The following is a 13,080-nucleotide window of genomic DNA, read 5'->3' as shown; positions in this document are numbered from 1 at the left end:
TCAAAAACAGTCGTAATGATCAGTGTTGGGCGTGTAGTTAAAGCACTTTACCGCGATTCAATAAATTGAGCGGGTCTAACGCTTGCTTGAGGGTCTGCATCAACTCGATCTCGGCGCTGGCACGGCAGGTGCTTAGCCACGGGCGCTTTTCTAGGCCAATGCCGTGCTCCGCGGACACCGACCCGCCAAGTGCAGTCAGCGGCTCATAAACCATGGCTTCGACTTCACGGCGAATCTCGATGGCATCGTTGCCCGTACTCACGGAAATATGCAGATTGCCATCGCCTAAGTGGCCAAACACCACTAGCCGCGCCTCTGGCCAGCGCTGCGTTAGCTGCGTTTCCAGCGCGAGGGTGTAGCGCTGCATATCGGCAATCGGCAGGCTAACATCGAACGTAAATACCGGCGCTAGGCCTTTAACGAGCCCTTCAATGTCTTCACGAACGGCCCACAGCCCATCACGCTGTGCGTGAGACTGGGCGATCACCGCATCGACGATCAGCTCGCTTTCGAGCGCGCTTTCCAATGCTTCGCTGAACTGGTTGGCATTGCGCTCAGCGTCGCTGCCCAACGATTCAATGATGACATAGAAGGGGTGATGCGTTGGAATCGGTGGGGTATGGCGCCCTAGCGTGTCTGTCAGCAGGCGGTAGTGGTTTTGCCACATGACCTCAAAGGCGCCGAGGCTTCCGCCTAGCGCTTTGCCCATATGGCTGAGCAGGCCGGTTAGCGCTTCAAACGAAGGGCAGGCCACCATCGCCGTCTGCTCGCTAGGTGTCGGAGGCTGCAGGCGCAGCACGGCGCGGGTCACAATGCCCAGGGTGCCTTCGCTGCCGATAAACAGCTGCTTTAAATCGAATCCTGCGTTGTTCTTAAGCATGCGATTCATCGAGCTAACCACACGGCCATCGGCCATCACCGCTTCCAGGCCGAGCACCTGCTGGCGCATCATGCCGTAGCGAATCACCCGTACGCCGCCTGCATTGGTGGCGATATTGCCGCCGATCGTACAGCTGCCGCGGGCGCCTAAATCCAGCGGAAACTGTAGGCCGACTTCTCGCGCTGCTTCTTGCACCCGTTGCAGCGGTGCCCCGGCTTGCACGGTGAGCGTGCCGCCCACTTGATCAATCTCTTCAATGGCCGTCAGGCGTTCGAGTGAGATCACCAGCTCGTCAGGGCTTGCTTCAGCACCGTGTACTAATCCCGTTAATCCGCCGTGAGTGACTATCGACTGCTGCACCTCATAACAGGCGCGCATGACCGCAGCCACCTGCTCGGTGTTGGCAGGGCGAACGAGCGCCCCTGCCTGGCAGGGCGCCCCGGTCATCCAGTCGACGCTGCGGCTGTGCACATCGTTGCCGGTCAATACATGGGCAGGGCCAACAATGGCACGCAGTGCCTCCAGGGATATCTGCATTGGTTATCCTTACTGATGATTAAATGTGCGCGGCTATGAGTGCTTAAGCCGTCGCTGCTACAGGCGCTTCACGGCCTGGAATCGCCTTAAGAAGCGCTTGAGTATACGCTTCGCGCGGAGCGAGAAATATTTGCTCAGCGCTGCCTTGCTCGACAATGCGGCCATGCTGCATGACGACAATACGATCGCAAATATGCGCCGCCACCCGCAGGTCGTGAGTGATAAAGAGAAGCGACAAAGAAAGGCGCTGCTTTAGTTCTTCAAGCAGCTCCAACACCTGAGCCTGAATGGACACGTCCAACGCTGAGACGGCTTCGTCCGCGACGATCAGCTCTGGATTCAACGCCAGTGCTCTGGCAATGCCAATCCGCTGGCGTTGGCCACCGGAAAATTCATGCGGGTAGCGCTCTACCGCCCCGGCGCCCAAGCCGACCATGTCCAGCAGTTCACCTGCCTGCTTGAGCGCCGCCGCTTTGGGCGTGCCGTTAGCAATCGGCCCTTGTGCAATCGCCATGCCCACTTTGGTACGCGGGTTGAGCGAGGCGTAGGGGTCTTGAAAAATCATCTGCACTCGGTGGCGCTCGCGGCGCAGCGCATCGCCTTTAAGCTGCGAAAGGTTGATGCCATCCAGCAGCAGTTCGCCGCTGTCAGGATTCTCAAGCCTCACCACGCAGCGGCCCAAGGTAGATTTTCCCGAGCCGGATTCGCCCACAATGCCCACGGTTTCACCCCTAGCTAAGGTGAGTGAAACATCCTCTAAAGCACGCACTTCGCGGGAAGGTTTGAGCCAGCCGCCTCGGGAACGAAACACTTTATTGAGCTGCTTGATCTCCAACAGAGGCGCTACCTGGCTGGTCTCGCGGTGAGGTGGTACCGCGTTGCTGGGAATCGCTGCGATCAGCGCCTGAGTGTAGGCATTCTGAGGCGTCTCCAGCACCGCTTTCGCATCACCTAGCTCTACTATTTTTCCGTGGCGCATCACGCAAACGCGGTTGGCGACTTCAGCGACGACGCCAAAGTCGTGAGTAATAAACATGACTGACATGCCGCGGCGGCTTTGCAAATCGCGAATCAGCTCCAGAATCTGCGCCTGGGTGGTGACATCCAGCGCCGTGGTGGGCTCATCGGCAATCAGTAAGCTAGGCTCCAGCGCCAGTGCCATGGCGATAATCACCCGCTGGCGCTGCCCGCCGGAAAGCTCGAATGGGTAAGCGCGAATGGCTTTTTCGGGCTGCGGAATGCCGACTTCAATTAACAGCTCCAGCGCACGCGCCTGGCGCTCTTTGGGCGTCAGCTGGCCGTGGGCTTCAAACACTTCGGCAATTTGTGCGCCTACCCGCATCAGTGGGTTAAGAGCGGTCATGGGTTCCTGGAAAATCATGCCAATTTTCAGGCCGCGCAGGGCGCGGTGCTGCTTTTCCGTCAGGGCGAGTAGGTTTTGCCCTTCAAATAGTATCTCGCCTTGGGTGGGGCGTACGCCTTTTGGCAGCAGGCCCATCACCGCATTGGCGGCCATTGACTTGCCGGAGCCTGATTCACCGACCACACACATAATTTCGCCGCGCTTTACGTCGTAGCTAACATTCTCTACCGCTAGGGTGCGATCGGCGCCTTTAGGTAGCGCAATACTGACATCGCGAATGCTAAGTACGCTTTCTGTTGATGCTTCATTCATAACAAGCACTCCAGCCATAACAAGCGCCTAGCGCTCGCGGGAAAGTTTAGGATTCAAAGCATCGTCTAGCCCTTCACCCACGAGATTTAACGCGAGTACCGTTAGTAAAATGGCTACCCCCGGAAAGAAGCTTAGCCACCATGCCTGGCGAATCACCGTACGCGCCGCTCCAATCATATAGCCCCAGGACATCACGTTAGGATCACCCAGGCCCAGAAACGACAGCGCCGATTCCAGCAAAATAGCGGTGGCCACCATTAATGACGCCAGCACGATAATGGGCGACAGCGTATTGGGCAGAATCTGGCGCAGGATAATAGTGCTATTGGATTGGCCAACCAAGCGCGCGGCTTCGACATATTCACGGTTGCGCAGCGACATAAACTCAGCGCGCACCAGGCGGGCCACCGGTGGCCAACTGACAATCGCAATCGCCAGCACTATTGAGGTGATGCTGGGCTGCATAATCGCCACTAGCACGATCGCCAGGGCGAAGTTGGGAATCGTCTGAAAAAACTCGGTAAAGCGCATCAGTATGTCGTCAACTAACCCGCCGTAGTAACCGGCAATCGCACCCAGCGGAACGCCAATAAGCAGCGCCACACTGGTCGAAACTAGCCCAATCAAAAGCGATACCCAGGCGCCGTGCATTAAGCCGGAAGCCACGTTGCGGCCCATGGTGTCGGTGCCTAGCGGAAACCCATCTTGCGAGAGCGGTGGCAGAAAGGGCCGCTGAACCATACGCCAGGGCGATTCAGGAAACAGCAGCGGGGCGAGTATGGCCATGGCGATAATCGTCAGCAGAATAATCAGCCCCACCAGGGCACCACGGTTTTGCGCGAAGCGTGCGAAAAAGCTCATGCGGCCCCCTTCTTGATGCGTGGATCAGCCAAGCTGTACACCACATCAGTGATGATATTGAAGACGATGACCAAGGCCGCCGAGAAGAAGAAAATGCCCAGCAGCAGGTTGTAGTCGCGCTGCTCTAGCGCTTCGAACATCAGGCGCCCAATGCCGGGCCAGGCAAACACGGTTTCGGTTAGAATCGCCCCGCCGACCATTTGCCCCGCTTGAAGGCCTGCTAGCGTGATAATCGGCAGCAGCGCATTACGCAGCACATGGCGGCGCTGAATAATGCTCGGTTTTAAGCCCTTGGCCCGGGCGGTTTTAACGTAATCCTGCTGAGCGGCATCGAGCATTGATGTGCGCGTCATTCGGGTATAAATCGCCATAAAGAACAGCGCTAAGGTTGTCGCAGGAAGCACCAGGTGTTTGGCGACATCAAGCGCCAGCGCAAAGCCGGTATGGCCTGCGCCAACGGTGTAAAGGCCGTAGGCCGGCAGCCAGCCCAAGTAAACCGAAAACACCACCACTGACATCAGCGCGACCCAGAACAGCGGCGTGGCATAAAACACCAGCGCCAGCGCCATAATGATCGAACCAGAGGGCTTTTTAACCCGCGCTGCCGCCATCGAACCCGCGACGATGCCGAGTACTAACGAAAGCACAAAGGCCGTGCCGGTGAGCAGTAGCGTAGCGGGGAGGCGCGCCATAATCAGGTCAAACACCGGAACGCCCAGGCGGTAGGAGTAGCCGAAATCGAGCATGGCGATGCCCGACACGTAGCGCCAGAGTTGAACATACATCGGCTGGTCGAGGCCGAAGCGCTCGCGCAGCTGATTGAGGAACTCTTGGTCTGCAGCGCCCGCTTGGCCAGCCAGAATGGATGCTGGGTCACCGGGGGCCAACTGAATCAGTAAAAAGTTAAAAATAACGATTAAAAACAGCACAATAACAGCTTTAAAAAGCCGCATGAGTATTAAGCGAGCGTAAACCATGGGCACATTCCTGACGTAGCTGAAACGCCCACCCAGCGCGTAATGCCTGGGTGGGGCTAGGCATTTGCTAAAAACTAGCGGTCTAGCCAGGCGTCCTTAAAGCCGTCGTTAACGCCTACGCTAGACGTCACCAGGTTCTTCACATCACAGCGGTATAGCGTCGGGAAACCCAGCTCCATCAGCCAGCCAACGGGTACATCTTCATGGAGGATTTCTTGGACTTCGCGGTAAAGCGCCTCGCGTTCTGCGTCAGGAAAGGCAGTGGCTGCTTCGTTAAACAGCTCGTCAACGCGTGCATTTTCGTAGCCTTCAACGTTATTCCAGGGCGAACCTTTGGCAATATTGTCTGAAAGATAGGTACGTGAAATGCCCAGCGCCGGGTCACCGTATTGGTACAGGTAGGTGAAGGCCAAGTCATAATCCCAGTCGCCCAAGCGCTGGTTCCAGCCGCCCACGTCAGTGGCTTGAGTGCTGACGTTAATGCCCACTTCGCGCAGGTTTTGCTGCACGGCTTCGGCCCAACGGGTCCAGGTTTCACCGTAAGGCAGTGGCAGAATGGTGATTTCTTCGCCGTCGTAGCCCATTTCTTCTAGCAGCTCACGGGCACGGTCTGGATCGTAGTCGTAGGGTTCTAAATCTTCATTCTGGAAGCGCGCGTTAGAGCCAAAGGCAGAAAGCGGTACTTTGCCCAGGCCGTTCCACAGCACATCGCGGGCGAACTCCCGGTCCATGGCGTACATCACCGCTTGGCGGAAGCGTTTATCCGCGGTGGGGCCTTCGCGGTTATTCATCCATAGCATCGAATAGGGGCTAAAATACTCATGGCCCTCTTCGGTCATGCAAACGTTATCCATTTGCGCTAAGCGAGGAATATCGAAGTTTTCGACGGTGCCGCTAGGCAGCACATCGATACTCTCATTTTCAAATGAGACTGCGCGGGAAGCGCCATCAGGAATGATGTGCCAGTTAATGCCGTCCAGGTAGGGCAGGCCGTCTTCGTAATAGTCTTCGTTTTTGACCAGCTCGATAACCGTGCCGCGCTCCCAGTTAGCGAATTTAAACGGCCCTGTGCCAATCGGGTGGTCGTTGTGCTCGTTATTACGGAAATCAGTGCCGGCGTAAAGGTGCTCGGGCACCATGGTGAAGGTGCCCGCTTCAAAAGAGAGCAGGAACGGGCCAAAGGGTTGAATCAGGGTAAAGACCACGGTGTGGTCATCGGTGGCCTCAATGCTTTCAACGTGTTGTAACACGGCCCGCGCGCTGGGGTTTAACTCGCGGTGAAAGACATCGGCAGAGAAGACAACGTCATCTGCGGTGAAGGCTTCGCCATCGTGCCAGGTAACGCCTTCGCGCAGGTGAAAGGTATAGGTGCGGCCATCCTCACTGACGTCCCATGACTCTGCCAACTGCGGCATCGGCTCAAGATCAGTGGAGTAGCGTATGAGCCCTTCATAAATATTGCCCGCTACGGTGCGCGTGGGGGCATTTTGCACCATACCGAGCACCAAGCCTGGCGGCTCTGGCTGAATAATCGTGTTAACTGTTCCCCCTTGCTTTGGCTCATCAGCCAGGGCGGCAGAGGTAAAGGCGAGTGCTGCAGCGGAAATAGCCAACGCTAAAGTTTTTTTCATGTTTCCTGCTCCTCAGTTATTAGCACGTAATGGGTTTACGTAGTCGTTAGGCGAGCGAGGCGTGGCGCGTTAGGCCCAGTTGTGATGTTTGTTAGAGGCCTTCTTTGAAAATAGCAGCATGTGGTAAAACTGTCGACAGTCGGCAATCGTTCGTCGACAAGAAGGTTTTTTTCGTCATACTGAAGAAAACGCGTCATACCCCATGAGTAACGTTTATGGTCTCATCAACGGTGCCACCCAAGGCCTTTATTCAACAGCAAAACTTAGCCGAGCAAGTTGCCGACTACTTGACCCAAGCGATTGTTAAGCAGCATTTTTTGCCCGGTGAGCGGCTTTCAGAAGTGCAGCTTTCCCGCGACTTGGGCGTTAGCCGTGCACCGGTGCGTGAGGCGGCGCGCCTGCTGGAAAGCCGCGGGCTGCTGATCTCAAAACCCCGGCGCGGCTTCTTTGTAAGGGCGTTGAATGCCGTTGAACTCGAAGATGCCTTTGATTTTCGGCTGTGTTTAGAGCGCCATGCGATTCACCGCCTAGTTGGCCGCTATACGCCCGATGCCCAGCGCGCGTTAAAGCAGCAGGTAGAGGTGCTCTGTGAGGCCGCCGCCGGTAACGACGGCACGCGCCGTATTGAAGAAGATCTGCAGTTTCATCGCTTAATGCTGCACTACGCCGGTAATGAACGGCTGCTGCGCGCTTTTGACGACTTGAGCCACGAGCTGCGCTTATGCATTACCTTAATTACCAAAACGCATGAAGCCCCCGACACCATCGCGACCAGCCACTTCAAACTGCTCGATGCGCTGGATAGCGGTAGCCCTGAGGCTTGCCGCGAGGCAATTGACTACCATATCGGCGTGGCCCGCGACTCCGTGGTAAAGGGTGTGGGCGAAATAGGGGGGCATCCCGATGAAAACATTCTTTCATGCTGAGCAACTGCTCCATCAGCCGCAAACCTACTTCTCCCGCGGGAAAATGCGCACGCCCCAGGAAATGCCTGAGCGCGCCACGCAGTTGCTGGCAGCCGCTAAACGTCTTGATTTTGATGTCCAGGAACCCCTGGATTACGGCGTGGCGCCGCTAAGGGCGGTCCATTCGTTTGCCTATCTGCGTTTTCTTGAAAGTGCCTATCGGCGCTGGCACACGCTTGACGAAGACTGGGGGGAAGAGGTCATCTCCAACATCTTCGTGCGCTCGCCCAACGCACTGCGCGGCATATTGGCAGAAGCCGCACGCTACCTGGCAGACGGTAGCGCACCGGTGGGTCAGCACACCTGGCCGTCGGCTTACTGGTCAGCGCAAAGCGCGGTGGCCGGTGCCGAGGCCTTACTGGAGGGTGATCGGTTTGCCTATGCGCTATCGCGCCCGCCGGGCCATCACGCAGGCATTGATTCCGCCGGTGGCTTTTGCTTTCTCAATAATGCCGCCATTGCCGCGCAGCATCTTAAAACGCGCTACCCGCGCATCGTGGTGTTAGACCCCGATATGCATCATGGGCAGGGTATTCAGGAAATTTTCTACCAGCGCGACGATGTGCTGTATATCTCGATCCACGGCGATACCACTAACTTTTACCCCGCAGTAACCGGCTTTGAAGACGAGCGTGGGCAGGGTGCCGGGCTGGGCTACAACCTCAACCTGCCGATGCCCCACGGTTCACCGGAATCGGTGTTTTTTGATCGCCTGGAGCAAGCCTGCCAAGCCATTCGGCTATTTGAACCCGATGCGATAGTGCTGGCGCTGGGATTCGACATTTACGCGCTTGACCCCCAAGCCAAGGTGACTGTTTCAACCCCAGGGTTTTGTGAGCTAGGCCGTAAAGTAGCCAGCTTGAACGTACCTACGCTGGTGGTGCAGGAAGGGGGATATTACCTTGAAGGGTTGGAAGCCAACGCGGTGAGTTTCTTTGCAGGGTTGCTGGGTAGCGTAGGAAAAACAAACGATTAAGCCAGTATTTCCAAGCCTTTTTCCGCCACCAGATTCAGCAGCTTCAGCGAAGGGCCATTGGGTTTTTTCTGACCTTGTTCCCACTTCTGAACGGTAGACACACTGGTATTAAGGTACGCGGCGAACACGCCCTGGCTAGCGTGATTTTTTGTACGGATATGCTTGATCTGAACCGATGTGTACTCTTTCACGGGCGGCAGGCAGAGCGCATCGAACTCACGTAGCGTGGTATCTTTCATTACACCAGCCGTGTGCAGGTCCTGAGCCGTTTCATGCACCATGTCTAAGATTGATTTATCTATCTTTTTCTACCTTAATTAACGCATCCAGCTTAACAAATTTGGTTTGCAACCCTGAATACATAGAATAACTGTAGCATTTTGGATCATCAGGTAGGGAAGGGCAGGCCTGCACCGGTACCCTTCTCAGCCTTACCGACCAAAGTGAAGCAGAGCATGGCCCATCTGCCGTTTTTCTGCGCCTGATATTGCAATAATCAACAATGATACAGATACACCGTTTTATGTTGTACACAAGGGGACGCACGTGGAAATGATCGACAACATCAACTGCCTTCTGGGTGACGATTTAAAAGACACGATCAAACCGGGTGCCCGCCTGAAAATTGCGGCTTCTTGCTTCTCTATATACGCATTTGAAGCGCTCAAGGCAGAGTTGTCTGATGTAGAGAGCCTGCAGTTCGTGTTTACCGCCCCCACGTTTGTGCCCAACGAAGTGACCGACCGCCTGAAAAAGGAGCGCCGGGAGTTCTTTATTCCCAAATCCCAGCGTGAAAGCGGGCTTTACGGCACCGAGTTTGAAATCCAGCTTCGCAATAAGCTTACCCAACGCGCGGTGGCACGCGAGTGCGCTGACTGGATACGCCAAAAAGCCAGATTTCGCTCAAACAAAACAAAAGCTCCCATGCAATCCTTCGTTCATGTGGCGGGGGGCGATAGCCGGGTGGCCTACATGCCGGTTAATGGTTTTACCGCTGTAGACCTGGGTTACCAGCAGGGCAACGCCGTATCCAACTTCGTCACCCGTGTGGACGAACCGGCGCACGCACAAATGTATCTACAACTGTTCGACCAAATCTGGAACGACGCTGATAAAGTCGAAGACGTTACCAATGCTATTTGCGACCACATTAAGTCGGTGTACCAGGAAAACGCCCCAGAGCGAATCTACTTCCTCATGCTCTACAACATCTTTCACGACTTCCTGGAAGATGTAGATGAAGACGTACTGCCCAACGATCTTACGGGATACCGCGACAGCTTGGTTTGGAACAAACTGTTTAACTACCAGAAGGATGCCACCACCGGCATTATCAACAAGCTGGAAACCTACAACGGCTGCATCCTGGCGGACAGCGTGGGGCTCGGCAAAACCTTCACTGCACTGGCCGTGGTCAAATATTACGAGCTGCGCAACAAATCGGTATTGGTGCTTTGCCCAAAGAAGCTCGCGGACAACTGGCGCAACTACAATAGCAACCTCACAACCAACATCTTTGCCAAAGACCGCTTCAACTACGACGTGCTTTGCCACACTGACCTGTCTCGCACTGGTGGTGAGTCCTTCGGCATTCCTCTGAACCGGGTCAACTGGGGCAACTACGACCTGGTGGTGATCGACGAGTCTCACAATTTCCGCAATAACGATGTCTACAAAGACCGCGAAACGCGTTACCAGCGGTTGATGAACAAGGTCATCCGCGCCGGCGTAAAAACAAAAGTGCTGATGCTGTCGGCTACTCCGGTTAACAATCGCTTCAACGATCTGCGTAATCAACTGGCACTGGCCTACGAAGGTCAGTCAGACGCGCTCGGCAAGCACCTGAAAACCGAAACCAGCATAGAAGAAATTTTCCGAAGAGCTCAAAAGGCATTTAACGAGTGGTCAGTATTGCCACCGGAAGGGCGCACAGCAGCTTCGATTCTTCGGGCGCTGGATTTCGACTTCTTCGAGCTCCTGGACAGCGTAACCATTGCCCGATCACGCAAGCACATCCAGACTTTCTACGACACCACAGATATTGGGCCATTTCCGGAGCGGCTCAAGCCATTGTCGTTCCATTGCCCGATTACTGAGCGGACAGATGTGGCAGACCTCAATCACATTTTTACTCAGTTATCCGTGCTTAAGCTGGCCGTGTATGCACCCATCAGCTACATCCTGCCAAGCCGCATACGCAAATACGAAGAACTATACGACACTCAGGTTGAGGGCGGCAAAGGCAAACTAAGGCAGGCCGACCGCGAGCATAGCCTGCAGGCATTGATGACAACCAACCTGCTTAAGCGGCTGGAAAGCTCTGTCGCAGCCTTTCGGCTGACACTGGCCTCGCTCGGGAAAAATCTCTCTCGAACCCTAGAGGCTATTGACGCTTTTGAGTCCAGCGGCCAGGCTGGTCGGGTCGGCGATTATCTGAGTGACATCGATGCCCTTGATGGTGAAGACGAAGACCTGGGCGGGCTGGATGAATTCACTGTCGGCAAAAAAGTACAGATCAGCCTCGCTGACATGGACCTGCCCTCATGGCGCTATGACCTGGCTGCTGACCTGCAATTGATTGATGGGCTGCTCGACGCCATGCGCAAAGTGACGCCGGCCGATGATGCCAAGCTCCAGCACCTGCTAAAACTAATCAACGGTAAGCTCGAAAACCCAATCAACCCCGGCAACCGCAAAATTCTGATCTTCACCGCCTTTGCCGACACCGCAGACTACCTTTACGACAACCTGGCCCTCATGGCTCGGAAGTTGGGGCTCCACGTTGGCAAGGTGACCGGGTCGGCCGCTCCCAAGTCAACTCTGCATAAGACGTTCGACTTCCAGAGTCTGCTCACCCTGTTCTCGCCCCGCTCCAAAGAAAAGGACATCGCGCTCCCAAATGAGCCGGGTGAACTGGATATCCTGATAGGCACCGACTGCATTTCAGAAGGCCAGAACCTTCAGGATTGCGACTACCTAATCAACTACGACATTCACTGGAATCCGGTGCGTATTATCCAGCGCTTTGGCCGAATCGACCGCATCGGCTCACCCAACCAACAGATACAGCTCGTCAATTACTGGCCGGACATCAGCCTGGACGAGTACATCAACCTCAAAGAGCGGGTGGAAAATCGCATGGTGATTGCGGATGTAACTGCCACCGGCGACGACAACGTCCTCACAGCCAAATCCAGCGAAATCGCGTATCGGAAAGAACAGCTTAAGCGCATGCAGGATGAGGTGATCGAACTGGAAGACGTCAAAGCCGGTGTGTCGATTACCGATCTTGGTCTGAACGACTTTCGCATGGACTTGCTCAACTACGTGAAAGAGCACGGCGAGCTGGAAAGCGTGCCGTTTGGCATGCACGCCATCGTTCCAGCCCAACCGCAACTGGGCATAGAGCCCGGCGTAATCTTCGCCCTGAAAAACATCCACGAAAGCGTAAACGTTAACCAGCAGAACCGCCTGCACCCTTACTACCTGGTGTATATTGGCGACGATGGTGAGGTGGTCGCAGACTACACAGAGGTCAAACGTTTGCTCGATTTAGTCCGCAGCAGCTGCAAAGGCAAAGTGGAGCCCATTCACGACCTTTGCCAGCAGTTCAATGAACAAACGGATGATGGGCGCAACATGAAGCGCTACTCCGACCTGCTCAGCCAGGCCATCCGCAGCATGATCGACGTTAAAGACGAGAAAGACATCGACAGCCTGTTCAGCGGTGGCCGCACCAGCGCTCTGACCAATACCATTAAAGGGCTGGATGACTTCGGGCTGATTGCCTTTCTGGTCATTGAAAGGCAAGGTGCATGACCCTGTTTGCCTGGCCCAAGGCAGCGGCCTTTGGCCGTGTGGTACCCAAGCGCAAGGTATATGAGCATGCCGCCGTTAGTAGCGCCCTGAAAGAGCGTTTTGTTCAACAGGTGGAGCAGATTACCTGGGCCTATAAACTGGCCCCGGAGACGGTCAACTTGCCCGCCAATAAGGCCGTGACGGAAATTCAGGTATTTCGCATCACGCTCAAGGGTGCCGAGCTTGATAAGGATGTGCTCAAAGCCATAGACCGTTCGGTTCCTTTTCCGCTGATTTTCGAGCTGATTCAAAATGGGCGGATTAAGGTAGTCGCAGCTTACAAGCGGCACTCGCACACTCAGAAAGGTAACGTGGATGGCAGTTGCTGGGTGTTAGCCAGTTATTTTGAATCCGACTGGAAGCCCGCACACACAACACGTCAGCGATTGCCAGTGGCACTGGATATGGGCAGCCTCTATGAGCAACTGCTCAGCCCGCTGGTGCAATATGGGGTAAGTTATCGCAAGGGGCAAAGCTCAGTTCCAAAAACGAGAGAGCCGGTAACGGCTATTTATTCGATGGCGGCGACAGGCGCACAACCAGAGCGACTGAGCCTTGAGCAGCGCATCGAATTGGCCGACGCTATAGCGACACAACAGGAAGAAATTCAGCGGATCAAAGCACGGCTGCGCCGTGAGAAACAATTCAACAAGCGCGTGGCCATCAATGCGGAGTTACGCGGGGCCAAACACAGACTTTTTTTCTTAAAGCGGAGATAGA

At 55.4% G+C, this 13,080-nt stretch carries 10 protein-coding genes; 4 read left to right on the top strand and 6 right to left on the bottom strand.

The features are described from left to right. Positions 1-37: 37 nt before the first annotated feature. The 5 genes from ACT3TR_RS04175 to ACT3TR_RS04155 form a co-directional block, all read right to left on the bottom strand. Positions 38-1,417 carry an FAD-binding oxidoreductase gene (locus tag ACT3TR_RS04175; RefSeq protein WP_444624441.1) on the bottom strand — a complete coding sequence of 460 codons (1,380 nt, stop codon included), beginning with the start codon at positions 1,415-1,417 and terminating at the stop codon, positions 38-40. Between the two features lie 43 nt (positions 1,418-1,460). Further along, positions 1,461-3,092, bottom strand: coding sequence for an ABC transporter ATP-binding protein (locus tag ACT3TR_RS04170; protein WP_444624442.1), 1,632 nt, complete (start codon positions 3,090-3,092; stop codon positions 1,461-1,463). Between the two features lie 27 nt (positions 3,093-3,119). Further along, positions 3,120-3,953, bottom strand: a complete 834-nt coding sequence (locus tag ACT3TR_RS04165) for an ABC transporter permease (protein ID WP_444624443.1) — start codon at positions 3,951-3,953, stop codon at positions 3,120-3,122. After that, the gene (locus tag ACT3TR_RS04160; RefSeq protein WP_301733444.1) at positions 3,950-4,930 is read right to left on the bottom strand and encodes an ABC transporter permease; all 981 of its coding nucleotides are present in this window, start codon (positions 4,928-4,930) and stop codon (positions 3,950-3,952) included. The genes ACT3TR_RS04165 and ACT3TR_RS04160 overlap by 4 nt, the downstream gene beginning before the upstream one ends. Before the next feature lie 74 nt (positions 4,931-5,004). Continuing rightward, the gene (locus ACT3TR_RS04155) at positions 5,005-6,561 is read right to left on the bottom strand and encodes an ABC transporter substrate-binding protein (RefSeq protein WP_444624444.1); all 1,557 of its coding nucleotides are present in this window, start codon (positions 6,559-6,561) and stop codon (positions 5,005-5,007) included. A 215-nt stretch (positions 6,562-6,776) separates the two neighbouring features. On the opposite strand from ACT3TR_RS04155, the gene ACT3TR_RS04150 reads away from it, so the two are divergent. Beyond that, on the top strand, positions 6,777-7,487 hold the full coding sequence (locus ACT3TR_RS04150) for a GntR family transcriptional regulator (protein ID WP_444624445.1): 711 nt from the start codon (positions 6,777-6,779) through the stop codon (positions 7,485-7,487). Continuing rightward, positions 7,465-8,502 carry a histone deacetylase family protein gene (locus ACT3TR_RS04145; protein WP_444624446.1) on the top strand — a complete coding sequence of 346 codons (1,038 nt, stop codon included), beginning with the start codon at positions 7,465-7,467 and terminating at the stop codon, positions 8,500-8,502. The genes ACT3TR_RS04150 and ACT3TR_RS04145 overlap by 23 nt, the downstream gene beginning before the upstream one ends. On the opposite strand, the gene ACT3TR_RS04140 is transcribed toward ACT3TR_RS04145, so the two are convergent. Then, positions 8,499-8,741, bottom strand: a complete 243-nt coding sequence (locus ACT3TR_RS04140; protein WP_444624447.1) for a helix-turn-helix domain-containing protein — start codon at positions 8,739-8,741, stop codon at positions 8,499-8,501. The genes ACT3TR_RS04145 and ACT3TR_RS04140 overlap by 4 nt on opposite strands. 313 nt (positions 8,742-9,054) lie before the next feature. On the opposite strand from ACT3TR_RS04140, the gene ACT3TR_RS04135 reads away from it, so the two are divergent. Beyond that, the gene (locus ACT3TR_RS04135) at positions 9,055-12,321 is read left to right on the top strand and encodes a helicase-related protein (protein ID WP_444624771.1); all 3,267 of its coding nucleotides are present in this window, start codon (positions 9,055-9,057) and stop codon (positions 12,319-12,321) included. Next, the gene (locus ACT3TR_RS04130) at positions 12,318-13,079 is read left to right on the top strand and encodes a DUF4391 domain-containing protein (protein WP_444624448.1); all 762 of its coding nucleotides are present in this window, start codon (positions 12,318-12,320) and stop codon (positions 13,077-13,079) included. The genes ACT3TR_RS04135 and ACT3TR_RS04130 overlap by 4 nt, the downstream gene beginning before the upstream one ends. The last annotated feature ends 1 nt before the right edge of the window (position 13,080 follow it).

The sequence above is a fragment of the Halomonas sp. AOP12-B1-6 genome, assembly GCF_052379225.1.
GTDB classification, from domain to species: Bacteria; Pseudomonadota; Gammaproteobacteria; order Pseudomonadales; family Halomonadaceae; genus Vreelandella; species Vreelandella casei.
Note: the sequence above shows the minus strand (reverse complement) of the source record. Positions and strands in the feature narration are given on the sequence as shown.